General features: G+C 69.8%; 18 protein-coding genes. 7 read left to right on the top strand and 11 right to left on the bottom strand.

The genetic code is table 11. The features are described 5' to 3' along the window. Positions 1 to 18: 18 nt before the first annotated feature. On the bottom strand, positions 19 to 1,206 hold the full coding sequence (locus tag JOD54_RS35020) for a class E sortase (RefSeq protein ID WP_307859975.1): 1,188 nt from the start codon (positions 1,204 to 1,206) through the stop codon (positions 19 to 21). Positions 1,207 to 1,498: 292 nt separating this feature from the next. Next, positions 1,499 to 1,699 carry a hypothetical protein gene (locus tag JOD54_RS12655; protein ID WP_204450723.1) on the bottom strand — a complete coding sequence of 67 codons (201 nt, stop codon included), beginning with the start codon at positions 1,697 to 1,699 and terminating at the stop codon, positions 1,499 to 1,501. 116 nt (positions 1,700 to 1,815) lie between these two features. Between JOD54_RS12655 and JOD54_RS12650 the strand changes: the two genes are divergently transcribed. Genes JOD54_RS12650 through JOD54_RS12630 form a run of 5 tightly spaced genes read left to right on the top strand, consistent with a single transcriptional unit; the run spans position 1,816 to position 3,490 of the window. Further along, on the top strand, positions 1,816 to 2,661 hold the full coding sequence (locus JOD54_RS12650; protein ID WP_204450722.1) for a helix-turn-helix domain-containing protein: 846 nt from the start codon (positions 1,816 to 1,818) through the stop codon (positions 2,659 to 2,661). Continuing rightward, positions 2,658 to 2,843, top strand: coding sequence for a DUF397 domain-containing protein (locus JOD54_RS34105; protein ID WP_204450721.1), 186 nt, complete (start codon positions 2,658 to 2,660; stop codon positions 2,841 to 2,843). The genes JOD54_RS12650 and JOD54_RS34105 overlap by 4 nt, the downstream gene beginning before the upstream one ends. Continuing rightward, positions 2,840 to 3,010 carry a DUF397 domain-containing protein gene (locus JOD54_RS12640; protein WP_204450720.1) on the top strand — a complete coding sequence of 57 codons (171 nt, stop codon included), beginning with the start codon at positions 2,840 to 2,842 and terminating at the stop codon, positions 3,008 to 3,010. Before JOD54_RS34105 ends, JOD54_RS12640 begins: the two co-directional genes overlap by 4 nt. A gap of 55 nt (positions 3,011 to 3,065) precedes the next feature. Beyond that, entirely contained in the window at positions 3,066 to 3,275 is a 210-nt protein-coding gene (locus JOD54_RS12635; protein ID WP_204450719.1) for a hypothetical protein, read from the top strand. Then, positions 3,275 to 3,490 carry a hypothetical protein gene (locus JOD54_RS12630; protein WP_204450718.1) on the top strand — a complete coding sequence of 72 codons (216 nt, stop codon included), beginning with the start codon at positions 3,275 to 3,277 and terminating at the stop codon, positions 3,488 to 3,490. The genes JOD54_RS12635 and JOD54_RS12630 overlap by 1 nt, the downstream gene beginning before the upstream one ends. Here the strand turns inward: JOD54_RS12630 and JOD54_RS12625 are convergent, their stop codons facing one another. Then, positions 3,491 to 4,672, bottom strand: a complete 1,182-nt coding sequence (locus JOD54_RS12625) for a hypothetical protein (RefSeq protein WP_204450717.1) — start codon at positions 4,670 to 4,672, stop codon at positions 3,491 to 3,493. A 109-nt stretch (positions 4,673 to 4,781) separates the two neighbouring features. Between JOD54_RS12625 and JOD54_RS12620 the strand changes: the two genes are divergently transcribed. Then, the gene (locus JOD54_RS12620; RefSeq protein ID WP_204450716.1) at positions 4,782 to 5,009 is read left to right on the top strand and encodes a hypothetical protein; all 228 of its coding nucleotides are present in this window, start codon (positions 4,782 to 4,784) and stop codon (positions 5,007 to 5,009) included. Between the two features lie 3 nt (positions 5,010 to 5,012). On the opposite strand, the gene JOD54_RS12615 is transcribed toward JOD54_RS12620, so the two are convergent. From JOD54_RS12615 to JOD54_RS12585, 7 genes are read right to left on the bottom strand one after another with little or no spacing between them, the layout of a single operon-like run. Beyond that, positions 5,013 to 5,651 carry a hypothetical protein gene (locus JOD54_RS12615; RefSeq protein WP_204450715.1) on the bottom strand — a complete coding sequence of 213 codons (639 nt, stop codon included), beginning with the start codon at positions 5,649 to 5,651 and terminating at the stop codon, positions 5,013 to 5,015. Beyond that, positions 5,648 to 5,908, bottom strand: coding sequence for a hypothetical protein (locus JOD54_RS12610; protein ID WP_239573362.1), 261 nt, complete (start codon positions 5,906 to 5,908; stop codon positions 5,648 to 5,650). Before JOD54_RS12610 ends, JOD54_RS12615 begins: the two co-directional genes overlap by 4 nt. Positions 5,909 to 5,962: 54 nt before the next feature. Beyond that, positions 5,963 to 6,676 carry a FadR/GntR family transcriptional regulator gene (locus JOD54_RS12605; protein ID WP_204450714.1) on the bottom strand — a complete coding sequence of 238 codons (714 nt, stop codon included), beginning with the start codon at positions 6,674 to 6,676 and terminating at the stop codon, positions 5,963 to 5,965. Further along, positions 6,660 to 7,421, bottom strand: coding sequence for a 3-oxoacyl-ACP reductase (locus tag JOD54_RS12600; protein WP_204450713.1), 762 nt, complete (start codon positions 7,419 to 7,421; stop codon positions 6,660 to 6,662). The genes JOD54_RS12605 and JOD54_RS12600 overlap by 17 nt, the downstream gene beginning before the upstream one ends. Before the next feature lie 2 nt (positions 7,422 to 7,423). Next, complete coding sequence (locus tag JOD54_RS12595; protein WP_204450712.1) at positions 7,424 to 8,779, bottom strand: aldehyde dehydrogenase family protein; 1,356 nt, start codon at positions 8,777 to 8,779, stop codon at positions 7,424 to 7,426. Continuing rightward, the gene (locus JOD54_RS12590) at positions 8,776 to 9,510 is read right to left on the bottom strand and encodes a gamma-glutamyl-gamma-aminobutyrate hydrolase family protein (protein ID WP_204450711.1); all 735 of its coding nucleotides are present in this window, start codon (positions 9,508 to 9,510) and stop codon (positions 8,776 to 8,778) included. The genes JOD54_RS12595 and JOD54_RS12590 overlap by 4 nt, the downstream gene beginning before the upstream one ends. Further along, positions 9,491 to 10,834, bottom strand: coding sequence for a glutamine synthetase family protein (locus JOD54_RS12585; protein ID WP_204456238.1), 1,344 nt, complete (start codon positions 10,832 to 10,834; stop codon positions 9,491 to 9,493). The genes JOD54_RS12590 and JOD54_RS12585 overlap by 20 nt, the downstream gene beginning before the upstream one ends. 275 nt (positions 10,835 to 11,109) lie before the next feature. On the opposite strand from JOD54_RS12585, the gene JOD54_RS12580 reads away from it, so the two are divergent. Further along, on the top strand, positions 11,110 to 12,645 hold the full coding sequence (locus tag JOD54_RS12580) for an amino acid permease (RefSeq protein ID WP_204450710.1): 1,536 nt from the start codon (positions 11,110 to 11,112) through the stop codon (positions 12,643 to 12,645). Positions 12,646 to 13,100: 455 nt separating this feature from the next. On the opposite strand, the gene JOD54_RS12575 is transcribed toward JOD54_RS12580, so the two are convergent. Then, positions 13,101 to 14,261, bottom strand: a complete 1,161-nt coding sequence (locus JOD54_RS12575; protein WP_204450709.1) for a BTAD domain-containing putative transcriptional regulator — start codon at positions 14,259 to 14,261, stop codon at positions 13,101 to 13,103. Between the last annotated feature and the right edge of the window lie 60 nt (positions 14,262 to 14,321).

Here is a 14,321-nt window from a genome sequence, read left to right as displayed (position 1 = left end):
GTGGACCTTGAGTGATCCTCAGCCGGTCTCGCGCAGCTCCGCGGGAACCGAAGCGGGGTCGGCGGCGTTCTTGGGCTGCTCGCGGACCAGGACGCCGTGCAGGATCATCCGCTGCCGGTTGGAGAACTTGGGGTGGCAGGTGGTCAACGTGATCATCTTCTGCCGCTGCTCGGCGGGCGTCTTGGCACCGGGGTTGCCGGGGACCGGCGCGACGACCTCGCTCTGCGCGGGGGTGACGATCTGGCGGCCGACAGCCCTGGCGTACTCACCTGATTGGGGGGCGACACCGGCGCACCGCGGGTTCGCGGACTTGGCGGCCCAGTTCTTGGCGTCGTCGGTGGTGGGCAGCATCCGGTAGACGAACCAGGAGGACTGGGTCTCCACGACCATCGCGTCACAGGCGTTGAGCAGGTCGAGGTCGTTGAAGGGCGCACCCTTGCCCACCCGGTGGCCCGCGACGGCGAAGTTGCCGGGCTGACCGGGCAGGGCGGACTTCTTGTAGTGCCCGGGACCGGTCTCGAGGTCTTCGATGGAAGTCCCCTCGACGACGGTGAAGTGGTAATCCTCCCCCAGCGCCGGGATGTACAGCTTCGCCATCCCCTCACCATCGGCGAACTCGAACTTCTGCTGCCGCTGCGGATCGGCGACCGTCGGCTGCTGCCACTGCTCGTCGAGCGCGACGGTGACATCGGCCTGCTTCTCGGCCGACATCAGGTCGGTGACCCACACCTCGTAGACGACGAAGAGGAGAACGACGACGCCAAGGGTCACCATGGCCTCGCCGATGGAGCGGACGATGACGGAGCCGGTGCTCGCTTTGCGCTTGGGCGGCTCGGGCGTGTCGTCGAACTCGTCGTCGACGTCGTCCGGTTCGTCGGGGGGCTCATCGGGGGGCGGGACGATGCGCTCGGTCTCGGGGTCGCGGTAGCGGGGGGTGCCGAGGGTGCCGCGGTGGGCGCGGATGAACTCGGTGGGCTCCTCGTCGGGGCGGACGGGGTGGAGGAGCTCGGTGGGCGCGTCGGCGGGATGCGGACGGCGAGGTGGGAGGGGACGACCGTTGGGGCCTGGGCGACCGGTCGCGGAGGGCTTGGGACCTGGGCGACCGTTGACCGGCGTCTCGTTGGTCGATCCCCGACCACGTTGGCGGTCCGCACCTGGAGACCGCCCCGGCGGGACGGGGGGTCGGTTCGGCGCGGAACCCCGCACGGAGGGCTCGGCACCTCGGCCCCCGCTGGTGGGTGGGGTGCCGTTCGTGGAGCGCACGGGAGGTGGAGTGCCGTTCGCTGGAGGCTTGCCGCCCTGCCTGCCTGGGGTGGGCGGGGGTTGGTCCTCGCGGGGGAGGTGGCCGCTGGCCTGGGGGTCGGTGTTCGGCCGGGGGTCCCGCCGCCGGTTGTCTTGCATGGTTGCCACCCCCTGGTCCCTCGTCCGACCCCTAGAAGGTACGACATGGGGCCGTTCGGGGGACGGGTGAACCGGACACCGGCGGCGGGGGACCTGATCAGGCGGCGTGCAGCTGGTCGCGACCCTTGGTGGCGGCGTCGATGAGCTGGTCGAGGCTGGTGGGGGTGAACAGGACCTCGAAGTTGTCCAGCTGACCGGCGAAGCGGACCAGCAGGTCAGAACCCTCGACCTCGGTGGAGATGGCGCAGCTGTCGTTGATCCTGGCCCAGGTGGTGATCTCCAGATCGGAGCGCAGCAAGGGGCACCTTCCTTTCGTTGGTTGTGTCGTGCTCAAGGTAGGCCGGCGCAAGTTGCTCCAACAATGCCCCGATAGGGTGGCAACTGTGCCACCCGGTCAGCCGCTACCCTCCGTCCATGGCAGCAACCCCCACCCGCCGCAAGAAGCGACTCGGCCGATTCCTGCGCGACCTCCGCGAAGCAGCAGGCCTGCGCGCAGTGGACGCCGCCCGCAAGCTCAAGACCGAAGAGAGCACCATCAGCCGCTACGAGAACGGCATCTACAAACCCACCTGGGCAGCGGTCTCCGTCCTGCTCACCCTCTACGGCGCGGGTGACGAGGCCGAAGAGAAGGCCAACGCCCTCTACGACGCCGCCTCGGTGACCCTGCCCAAGATCCGCCTCCCCGCCGACTCCCCCAAGGCGTTCCGCGAACTGGTCAACACCGAGCGCGAAGCCGAACGCATCTTCTCCATTGAGACAACGGTGATCCCCGGCCTGCTGCAGACCGCCGACTACGCAATGGCTGTGTTCGCCACTGCGAGGGAGACGTCCGATGTAGACGAACTAGTCAACATTCGACTGGAGCGGCAGCGATACCTAGAAGATCCGGAGAACATCGAGCTGTGCGTGTGCCTGGATGCCGCCCTGCTCCATCGGGAGGTTGGAGGACGCAAGGTGCTCCACGATCAGTTGCAGCGCCTGCTATTGCTGATCGAGCAACCGAACATCACGATCCACGTCATACCGTTCGAGTCCGGCGCCTACGGCAACATGTCTGGCGGTTATCAGATCATGACGTTCGGCGACGAAAGCGACTCAGATGTCGTGTACCTGGAACACCCCGCCGGTGGCGTGTGGGTGGAGAATGAACACGACGTCCAACTCTTCCAGGCCATGTTCGAAGACGTTCGGACTCAGGCATTGAACCCAGAGGAGAGCGCGGAGGTGATCCGCGCCAAAGTGAGGAGTTTGAGCAAGTGAACGAACTTCAGTGGCGTCGCAGCAGCCGCAGCGGAGCGGGTGGCGGCAACAACAACTGCGTTGAGGTCGCGCGGCCGACCACCGAGCCCACTGTCTACCTCCGCGACAGCAAGCACACCGGCCCCACACTGCGCGTCGACACCCAGTCCTTCACCGCATTCCTCAGTGGAGTCACCCGATGACCTGGCGCCGCAGCAGCTTCAGCGGCACTGGCGGCGGCAACAACGACTGCGTCGAAGCGGCCTGCCCCACCCCCACCACCGTCCACCTGCGGGACAGCAAGAACCCCGGCCCCACCCTCCGGTTCACCGCCCCCGCCTTCCGCAGCCTCCTCACCAAGGTCGGCTGATCCCACACAGGCCCCCGGGATGATTTCGGGGGCTTCTGTGTGTCTATATTGACCCATGCGGATCCGCGACCTCGACGACGCGCTGTTCGCCGTGCTGAGCCAGGACCACCCGGAGATCACCGAGGTGGTCAAGATCGACAAGGGGCACAGCCGGCTCCGCGTGGACTTCGCCAGTGGGGCCCGAGTCACCATCATGGTCCGCGAGGTCAGCGGGCCGGGTGTGCCCGCCCACGCCGCCTACGCCATCCCCGAGGCGGTCCTCTGATGCGCCGCGACCGCTTCATCGAGTACCTGCGGGAGCAGCTCGCGGCGGCGGGTCACCCCGGCATCGCCAGCATCGACTCCTACGCCGTCGACCCCAAGGTCTCCGACCTGCGCATCACCTGCACCGACGGCCGGGTCATCTCGCTGCACACCACCCGCACCTCCCCGCCCGGCGGCGACAACTTCACCGAGCCGGAGCGGATCGTCAACAAGTAGCTACCGGTGGTGGATCGGCGGGCTGTTGCCCCAGTGTTTGCGCAGGAAGTCGGCCAGGGTGGGGTCGTCGACCGCGTAGGCCAGCTTCATGTCGCAGCGGGAGGTCACCGCTATGTGGCGGGCGAGTTGGGCTTCGAGCTTGTAGATGAACTCGCGGTGGATCAGCGGGGAGAACAGCGAGCCGCCCGCTAGGCCTGCTTCGGTGGCCCACTCGTGGCGGGTTTTGACCTCCCAGACGAGCTTGGGGTCGGTGGCGTCCAGGCCGTCGGTTGTTGTCTCCAGGCCTTCGGGGGTGCGCAGGTAGTAGTCGGTCATGGAGCCGGTGACCTTGTCGGCGAAGGCGTTGTGCTGGGCGTTGCCGCCTTGGCGGGGGACCGGTTTTTGCAGGCAGGGGCCCCCTTTCCGCTCGGCGGGGGCGGCCGCGAGGTCGAGGTCCATGCCGGCGATGGCCTTCATCATCGCCCAGCCCGACATCTCCGGGAGGGTCTGCGCGCGTTTGCGCAGGGCGGCCGCGAGCACCGGGAAACGGGCGCCACCACCGGGATCGATGGCCCGGGGCGAGTAGATGATCGTCACGTCGTCGAGTGCGGTGGGGATGGACGGGCCCGCCGGTAGCTCCGTGACCAGGGAGTCCGGGAAGTACACCGCGTGCACACTGGCCAGGTCGGCCTCGCTGCTGACCTTCGACGCGTCGTGCGCCAGGGCGCCGAGCACGTCGAACGACCGTAATCGGTGGTGAACGGTGACGTTGCCCTCCGACCCGCCCTCGAACGCGACCGACGTCTTCGCCCAGCCCCGCTCCACCACGAACCCCGGCGCCGACCCACCGCCCGCCACCGTGGCGATCGGCCGCTCGCCCTCCCAGATCGCGGCCTCCCGGGTCCCCGCCGAGGTCAGCCGCCGGTCGAACTCGTCAATCGTGTAGTCCGGCGGCGCCGCGTACCGAGGCGCCCCGTTCGGCGTCATCACCGCCGGACCCGCCCCCGCCCGCGGCTGCACCACCGGCGGCCGCGTGACCGGCGCGGGCGGCGGGGTGACCCGGCGACTCACCGTGACCATGTCGGCCACCGCCTTGTTCCCGGCGCTGCGCTGCAACCCCACCAACGCGTGCTGCCCGTCGGGCGCCGCCGCCGGGCGGGCGCGCGCCGGGTCCGGTCTCCGCTCCTCGCGCTCGGTGCCCATGACCAGCAACCTTAACGACGACACGCCCGGCCGTACGGGCACAGATTCCCGCCCCCACAGCCAGCCGCGCACGCTCTACCCTTCGACCAACCCCAGCCGAGGAACGCCCATGCGCGAACACGAAGCGCTACCCACCCAAGCCCCCACCCCCACACGACCGAAACCCGCCCCCACCCCGGGCTCGGCCATCCTCACCCTCCAACACCAAGCCGGAAACCACGCCGTCGCCGCCCTCCTGGCCCCCGTCCAACGCTCCTGCTGCGACAGCTGCGGCTCCGGCGGCACCTGCGAATCCCCCACCCCAGAAGTGGACGCCACCACCCTGCGTCCGCAGTAGTCCCTAACCGGCGGACCGCAGGAAGTCCTGGTCGGTGGCGGTCTCGGTCAACAATGCGGCCGTGTTCGACAGCAGTTCTGACCTGGCCTTCGGCGATGCCTTGCTGGCGCTATGGAGCAGTGCGACGAGCAACGCCTCGAATGGGCTCGCGCCTGCCGCAGGATCCGGCCGCGCGAACAGCTCATCCGGCCACCTCACGTGCAACGAAGCCGCGACATCGGAGAGCTCGACGGAGATGTCGACCTTGTCGTTCTTCTCCAGCAGTTGCCCGACCCGCTGGTGCGACACCTCGATCACGTCGGCGATCTCCCGGTACGACAAGCCAGCGGCGCGCAGCCGCTCGACCACGACCATGCGCGCGGAGTCGCGGTAGCGCGCCGCCCGGTCGGCGAGTTGCTCCCATTGGTGCAGGTTCGCGATGACCTGGGTGAGGTCGAGGTCGCCCTGGCGGTAGTGCCACTCGATCCAGAAGGTGTCCGGCTCGACGCCCCGCAGGGTCGCGATGAGGTCGCGCACCGCGTCCGGCAGCTCGCGGAACCGCTCGACGTCGGTCGCCCCGCCGGGGAGGTCGTCCACGACGGCCACCCACAGGTCGTCCTCCCGCGAGACGACGACGGAGTAGACGGGCAGTTGATCGGTCACTTCTCCTCCAACCATCGATCACCGAACTGGTGCGCCAAGGCGCGCTCCACGCTGCGCAGAACAGTGCTGGACAGTGCCCGAGAATGATCGGGCACCGTGATCCGGCCGACCTCCACGTCGTCCGGACCCAGCACGATGTACAGGCGGTGCGATCCCTTGCCCCGTCCAGGTTCTTCGACGATGCGGCATCGGTGTTGCCGAGCGCGCTTGCGCAGCAACGTGATCAGCGCTCTCGGACGTAGTCGCTTGTTCTCCATAGTCTATGTCTACTCCGCTAGACGCGCAAGCGTCAAGCGAACTAGACAGACTTGCTACGCAAGGAACCCCCGCAGCAGAGCCGCTGTTCCGGCCAGGTGTTCGGCCATTCCGACCCGGGCCGCGGCTGCATCTCCGTCCAGGATCGCGTCGATGATGGCCTTGTGTTGCTCGTTCGAGTGGATCAGGTTCGCCGGGATCACCGGGATCGCGGCTAGCAGCGCGTTCAGCCGGGTTCGGACGTCGGCGACCGCAGCGGTCAGGGACGGGGTCGCGGTCGCTTCAGCTATGGCCAGGTGCAGACGGGAGTCGGTTCGGCGGTAGTCGGAGATCGAGGACGTCACTGTCTCCGCTAGGCAGCTGCGGAGGTGGCGGCGGACCTGGGGGGTCAGGGACCTGGACGCCGCCAACTCCGCTGCTCCTGTCTCCAGGGCGTAGCGCAGAGTCAGGGTGTCCTCGACATCACCCGGTGGGGGGAGGGGGTCGGAGGGTGGGAGGCGGACGAAGGCGCCGCCGTAGCGGCCTCGGCGGGATTCGATGTGGCCGGATTCCTGCAACGCCCGCAGGGCCTCGCGCAGCGTGACCCGGCTGACCCCCAGGCGCGCGGACAGCTCGCGTTCCGGGGGCAGCCTGCCGCCTGGGGGTACGACTCCGAGGCGGATTGCCTGCAGCATCCGCTCCATGGTCTCCTCGAAGGCGTTACCCGCGCGGACCGGTCGGAACAGGGCGTCGGCGAGTACCGGGTCGAGTGGATCAGACGGGAGTGACATACGCCCCCGAGATGCCGCCGTCGACCAGGAACTGGGACGCGGTCATAAAGGACGAGTCGTCGCTGGCCAGGAAGGCCACTGCGGCGGCGATCTCCTCGGGTTCGGCGAAGCGGCCGAGCGGGATGTGGACCAGGCGGCGGGCGGCCCGCTCCGGATCCGCCGCGAACAGCTCGCGCAGCAGCGGGGTGTTCACCGGGCCGGGGCACAGCGCGTTCACCCGGATCCCTTCGCGGGCGAATTGCACGCCGAGTTCCCGGCTCATCGCCAGCACCCCGCCCTTGGACGCGGTGTAGGAGATCTGCGAGGTCGCCGCGCCCATCACCGCCACGAACGAGGCCGTGTTGATCACCGAGCCCTTGCCCGCGCGGCGCATGTGCTCGATGGCGTACTTCGAGCACAGGTACACCGACGTCAGGTTGACCTCCTGCACCCGGCGCCAGGCGTCGAGGCCGGTGGTGAGGATGGAGTCGTCCTCCGGCGGCGAGATGCCCGCGTTGTTGAACGCGATGTCGACCGAGCCGTAGGTGTCGAACGCGGTCTGGAACAGCGCCCGCACCTCGTCCTCGCTGGTCACGTCAACCCGCACGAACAGCCCGTCGACCTCGGCGGCGGCAGCGGACCCGCCATCGGGATCCACATCGGCCACGACGACCTTGGCGCCCTCGCTGGCCAGCCGCCGGACCGAGGCCAACCCGATCCCGCTGGCGCCGCCGGTGACGACCGCGACCCGACCCGCTAGACGCATGTTCACTCCTGGGTGTCGATGAAGACGTTCTTGACCTCGGTGAACCCGGCCAGGGCGTCCGGCCCCAGCTCGCGGCCCAACCCCGACTGCTTGAACCCGCCGAAGGGCGTCGAGTACCGCACCGACGAGTGCGAGTTGACCGACAGGTTCCCCGCGGCCACCCCGCGCGCGACCCGCAGCGCCCGGCCGACGTCGCGGGTCCAGATCGAGCCGGACAGCCCGTACTCGGTGTCGTTGGCCAACCGCAGGGCATCGGCCTCGTCGGTGAACGGGACCACGGACACGACCGGCCCGAAGACCTCCTCCGCCCACGCCGGGTACTGCCCCGGCCCCAGCACCGTCGGCGGGAACCAGAAGCCGGGGCCGTCGGGCGCGGATCCGCGGAAGGCGACCGGCGCGTCGTCGACGTAGGCCTGGACCCGGTCGCGGTGCGCGGCGGAGATCAACGGCCCCATCTCGGTCGCCGCGTCACCCGGCGCGCCGACCACGACCCCGCGCACGGCGGTCTCGAACTCGGCCATGAACGCGTCGTAGACCGACCGCTCGACCAGGATCCGCGACCGCGCGCAGCAGTCCTGACCCGCGTTGTCGAACACCGCGGACGGCGCCGTGGCCGCGGCTTTCGCCAGGTCGGCGTCGGCGAAGACGATGTTGGCGCTCTTGCCGCCGAGCTCGAGGGTCACCCGCTTCACCTGCTCGGCGCACCCGGCCATGATCTGCTTGCCGACCCTGGTGGAGCCGGTGAACACGACCTTGCGCACCGCGGGGTGGGTCACGAACCGCTGCCCGACGACGTCGCCGCGACCGGGGACGACCTGGAAGACGTCCTCGGGGATACCCGCCGCGTGCGCCAGTTCGGCCAGCCGCAGCGCGGTCAGCGGGGTCAGCTCGGCCGGTTTGAGGACCACCGTGTTCCCCGCGGCGAGCGCGGGCGCGAACCCCCAGGCCGCGATCGGCATCGGGAAGTTCCACGGCACGATGATCCCGACGACGCCCAGCGGCTCGGCGAAGGTGATGTCCACCCCGCCCGCCACCGGGATCTGCCGCCCGAACAACCGCTCCGGCGCGGCCGAGTAGTAGTGCAGGACGTCCCTGGCGTTGCCCGCTTCCCAACGGGCGTTGCCGATCGTGTGCCCGGCGTTGGTGACCTCCAGGCGCGCCAGGTGCTCGAGGTCGTCGTCGACCAGGTCGGCGAAGCGGCGCAACAGCCTGGCCCGGTCCGCGGGCGCCACGTCCCGCCACGCCGGGAACGCCGCCTCGGCCCGCGCGATCGCCTTGTCGGCCTCCTCGATCCCCGCGAGGTCAACGCTCGCGATGACCTGCTCAGTCGACGGGTTGACGACATCGAACGAGGTCATCGACGACCTTCCCTTCGCGCACGGGCGGCGCTCACCAGCGCCGCGAACAGTCGGACGTCGTCGGCGTTCTGCTCGGGGTGCGACTGCACGGCGAGCATGAACCGGTGGCCGGGCAGCTCCAGCGCCTCGACCGTCCCGTCCTGCGCGTGCGCCACGACGTGCAGCCCCTCGGCCACCCGGTCAACGGACTGGTGGTGGTGGCACAACGCCGACACCGACTCCCCCAGCACCTGCCCCAGCAGGGACCCGGGCGTCACCGACAGCTCCGTCTTGCCGAAGGAGGCCACGTGCGGGAGGTGGTCGTTGGTCCCCACGATCTCCGGCAGGTGTTGGTGCAACGTCCCGCCCAGGGCCACGTTCAGCACGTGCAGCCCACGGCAGACCGCCACCGTCGGCAGGTCCATCTCGATCGCGGCGCGCAGCAGTGCGAACTCCGAGGCGTCCCGCAGCGGTTGCGGGGTGCCGGTCGTCGGGTGCGGCGGCTGCCCGTAGCGGGCCGGGTCGACGTCGGCCCCGCCCGCGAGGACCAGTCCGTCGAGCCAGTCCAGGGTGCCGGTGCGCCAGTCGCCGATCGGAGACAGCAGGACCGGGTTGCCCCCGGCGGCGCGGACGGCGTCGAGGTAGTCGCGGTGCAGGACGGCGGCCTCGGTCTCCCAGACGCCGAAGGTGGCGTGCTCCAGGTAGGTGGTGATGCCGATGACCGGCGGGCGGTCAGAGACGTTCGAAGCCACGCACGCGCTCCCAGTCGGTGACGGCCGAGTCGAAGGCCCGCAGTTCGACCGCCGCCGCGTTGCGGTAGTGGTCGACCACGTCGGCGCCGAACTCCTCGACCGCGACGGAACTCGCCGCGAGCAGGTCGGCCGCCGCGCGCAAAGTGGCCGGGACACGGGGTTTGGCCGCAGTGTAGGCGTTCCCGGTGACGGCCTCCTCCAGCGGCAGTTGCTCGTCGACCCCGCGTAACCCGGCGGCAATCATGGCGGCCACGGCCAGGTACGGGTTCACGTCACCGCCCGGTACCCGGTTCTCCACGCGCAGCGACTGCCCGTGCCCGACCACGCGCAGCGCGCAGGTGCGGTTGTCCACACCCCACGCCAGCGCGGTCGGGGCGAACGACCCGTCGGCGAAGCGCTTGTAGGAGTTGATGTTCGGCGCGAAGAAGTAGGTCAGCTCGCGCAGGTACGCCAGCTGCCCGGCGATGAAGTGGCGCATCAGCGGGGCGAAGCCGTGCTCGCCGTCCCCGGCCATGACGGGCGTGCCGTCTTCGCCGCGCAGGCTCAGGTGGATGTGGCAGGAGTTGCCCTCGCGCTGGTCGTACTTGGCCATGAACGTGAGGCTGTGCCCGAGCGCGGCGGCGATCTCCTTGGCGCCGGTCTTGTAGATGCTGTGGTTGTCGCACGTGGTGAGCGCGTCGGCGTAGCGGAAGGCGATCTCGTGCTGGCCGAGGTTGCACTCGCCCTTGGCCGATTCGACGTACATCCCGGCGCCCGCCATGCCGTTGCGGATCGCGCGCAGCACCGGCTCGACCCGGCCGGTGCCCAGCAGCGAGTAGTCCACGTTGTACTGGTTGGCCGCGGTCAGGTCCCGGTAGCCCGCGCGCCACGCCTGCTCGTAGGTGTCGGTGAAGAGCAGGAACTCCAGCTCGGTGCCGACGTAGGCGGTGAGGCCGCGCTCGGCGAGGCGGTCGAGCTGGCGGCGCAGGACCTGCCGGGGCGAGACGGTGACCGGGCCGCCCTCGACGAGCTCCACATCGGCCAGCACCAGGGCCGTCGACTCGTGCCAGGGGATCAGCCGCAGCGTGGACAGGTCGGGCCGCAGCACGAAGTCGCCGTAGCCGTCCTCCCACGACGACGAGCGGTACCCGGCGACGGTGTTCATCTCCACGTCGACGGCCAGCAGGTAGTCGCAGGCCTCGGTGGCGTGGTCGACGACCTCGTCGAGGAAGAACCGGGCGGTGACCCGCTTGCCCTGCAACCGGCCCTGCATGTCGGTGATGGCGACCAGCACGGTGTCCACCGCGCCGGAGTCGACCAGTTCGCGCAGCCGCGCCAGCGGCATCCCGGTGTCGCCCACAACCGACCTCCTGTCCGGATGCCCGCCGCAAAGGTCCAACACCTGACCATTGGCGGGCCTCCCGAGCATGCTGTCAGCGGCGGCGGGCGTACGCAACCGCCAGATCGGGGCGCGCGGATTCAACACCGCAGCCGCAGATCCCGTCGATTCGTCACCGTGCGCAGCCGCCACCGCCGCGCCAATGGGCCTTGACCAGCGGGGTAGCGCAGATCACACTTGTTGGTCCAGCAATGGAGCGTGACCAGTCCATTGGAGGACACATGTCCGACCAGTCCCCCACCCACCCCCCGGCAGAGCAGGACGACCAGGCCAGGCTGCACGCCCTGGGCTACGCCCAGGAACTGCGCCGCTCGCTGTCGGGCTTCAACAACTTCGCGGTGTCGTTCACGATCATCTCGATCCTGTCCGGCTGTCTGACGCTCTACGGGTTCGGCATGAAGACCGGCGGCCCAGCCGCGATGATCTGGGGCTGGCCGCTGGTCGGGCTCTTCGTGGTGCTCGTCGGCCTGGGCATGGCGGAGGTGTGCTCCAGCTACCCCACCGCGGGCGGCCTCTACTACTGGGCGGCGAAGCTGGCCAAGCGCAACGCGCCCGCGTGGGCGTGGTTCACCGGCTGGTTCAACCTGGTCGGGCAGGTCGCGGTCACCGCGGGCATCGACTTCGGCGCGGCGCTGTTCCTCAACGCGTTCCTGGACCTGCAGTTCGGCTTCGCGGCCACCCCTGGTCACACCGTGCTGCTGCTGGCGATCATCCTGGTGGTGCACGGGCTGCTGAACACCTTCGGCGTGCGGGTGGTCGCGGTGCTCAACACGGTCAGCGTGTGGTGGCACCTGCTCGGCGTGCTGGCGATCGTGGTCGTGCTCGCGGTCGTGCCGGACCGCCACCAGGACGCGTCGTTCGTGTTCGGCGAGTTCGTCAACCAGACCGGGTGGACCTCACCGGTGTACGTGTTCCTGTTGGGACTGCTGCTCGCGCAGTACACCCTCACCGGCTACGACGCCTCGGCGCACATGACCGAAGAGACCCGCGGCGCCGCCGTGGCCGGTCCGCGCGGGATCGTCAACTCCATCCTGGTCTCGCTGGCCGCCGGGTGGGTGCTGCTGATCGGACTGACCTTCGCCATCCAGGACTACGACGGCGCGGTGAACTCCGCGACCGGGGTACCACCGGCGCAGGTGTTCATCGACGCGGTAGGACTTGCCACCGGCAAGGTGCTTTTGCTGATCTGCATCGGCGCGCAACTGTTCTGCGGCATGGCCGCGGTGACCGGCAACTCGCGGATGATTTACGCCTTCGCCCGCGATGGCGCGATCCCCGGTTCCCGCGTGTGGCACCGGATCAACAAGCGCACCAGGACGCCAACGAATTCCGTGTGGTTGGCGGCGGTGGGAGCGTTCCTATTGGCCGTGCCGTACCTGTGGAGCTACACCGCCTACGCGGCGGTCACCTCGATCGCGGTGGTCGGCCTCTACACGGCTTACGTCATCCCGATCTACCTGCGGGTACGCGCGGGTGACGACTTCGAGCGCGGACCGTGGCACCTGGGCCGGTGGGGTCGTCCTATCGGGATAATCGCGACGATCTGGGTCGGGTTCATCTTCGTGCTGTTCATGTTGCCGCAGGTCTACCCGGTGACCTGGGAATCGCTCAACTACACGCCGATCGCGTTCGCGGTGGTGCTCGGCGGGGCGGCCCTGTGGTGGATAGTGTCGGCGCGCAAGTGGTTCACCGGGCCCAAAGTCCAGGGCAGCGCCGCGGAGTTGGCCGAGGTGGAACGGGATCTGGCGATCGACTGAACGCCGGGGAGACGGCGCAGAACTGGGAAACGGGAAAATCCGCACCGCCGCGCCGTCTTGTCAGGTTCACGGTGGTTAACAAATACTGGCACAGTTCCACGCGACGGGAGAACACCGCTCAACCAACCGGAGAACCCAACGAGGGCTGGGGATCCCGGGGACCCTGCACCGAGTGAGGTGACCGCGTCGCGCGACCGCCCCTGCGGGTCTGGGGAACACGTGGCGACGGCGGTGGGCGTGCACAACCCCCACCGCCGCGCCCTCCCGCTCGACCTCACCCACGAGGAGCCCGACCGCACAGCGCGGCTCCAGTTGGCGTGGGGGCCGCCGCCTTCCGCACGGGCGCGTGGCCCCCACCGCCACACGGTGCGACCACAACGGAAAGCGGTGTGACAACGAGCACACCAAATCCGCCGCTGCCCGTTCTGGCGGCGGCGGAGGACTTGGCGATCGGGTCAGCGGAACAGGGTGCGCGCGTGGACGTCGTCGGTGCGGACACGATCAGCGGAGACGGCCAGCCCGCGCAGAAGCCGCCTCACCGCGTCCTCCGGACCCCGGTCCCGCACCCGGTACGGCCAGGGCTCGGCCGCGAGACCCGTGATCAGCACAGCGCCACCACCGTCGAGGGCCGGACCGCCCGGCTGGTGCGGGGGCACCCGTTCGCCCGACAGGACCTCGGTGTGGGCGAGCCGGATCTCGCGACCGGGCTGCACACCGAGTTCCTCGTCGAGGCGGAGCCGGATGTCGGAGAACGCCCGCAGGGCAGCGGCTTGTTGGCCCGCCGCGGCGTAAGCGAGCATCAACCTGGCGTGCAGCGGCTCGTGCAGCGGCTCGTGGTGGGCCATGGGTCGCAGGCGGTCCACCGCGTCCTGGGCGGCACCAACCGCCAGCGCCGCGTCGGCGTAGGCCAACGCGGCCTGCACACGGCGTCCCGCCAGCGCGACCGCGGCCGGGGACAACCGGACGCGGCGGGGCAGGTCGTCGAGGACCGGCCCGCGCCACAGGTCCAGCGCCCGCTCCAGCGACTGCTTGCGCGCGAACAGGTCCGGCGTGCTCAACGCCACGGTGACGAGGTCGAGGAACCCGGTGACGTCGGTCTGCTCGTCGTCCACGGCGAGCCGGTACCCCAGCCCGACCCGCGAGATGATCGAACCGACCCCGCGCCGCCCGCCCCCGTCGACGAACCCGCGCACCCCGGAGACGTAGGTGTTGAGCAGGTTGTTGCAGCTGGCGGGCGGCTGGTCGCCCCAGAGGGCGTCGATGACCTCGTCGCGGCCGACCACCTCGTTGGGGCGCAGCGCGAGGGTCGCGAACAGGCACCGCTGCTTGAGCGTGCCCAACGGGATCGGCCTGCCGCCCCGCTTGACCTCCAGCGGACCGAGGACCTCGATCCGCACCTCGCCCTCGGTCGTCCACGGGACCTCGCCCAGCGCCTGCAACGCGCGGGCCAGCCTGCGGACGGATTCCCGCCGCGGTCGCGCCACCTCGGCGCTCTCGATGTACCGCACGGTGCGGGGGCTGACCCCCGCGAGTTCGGCCAGCGCGAACTGGGTCAGCCCCGCTCTGAGCCGCGATGCCCGCAACGCCTTGCCGAACGTGATCGGGTTGTGCCCCACAAACGCCCCCAGTCTCGATCCACTCTTGGAAACAGTTCGACCTACCGCTTCCGCACCCGT

Origin of the sequence: Actinokineospora baliensis (assembly GCF_016907695.1) — a bacterium.
GTDB classification, from domain to species: Bacteria; Actinomycetota; Actinomycetes; order Mycobacteriales; family Pseudonocardiaceae; genus Actinokineospora; species Actinokineospora baliensis.
This window is presented reverse-complemented; position numbering and strand designations above follow the sequence as displayed.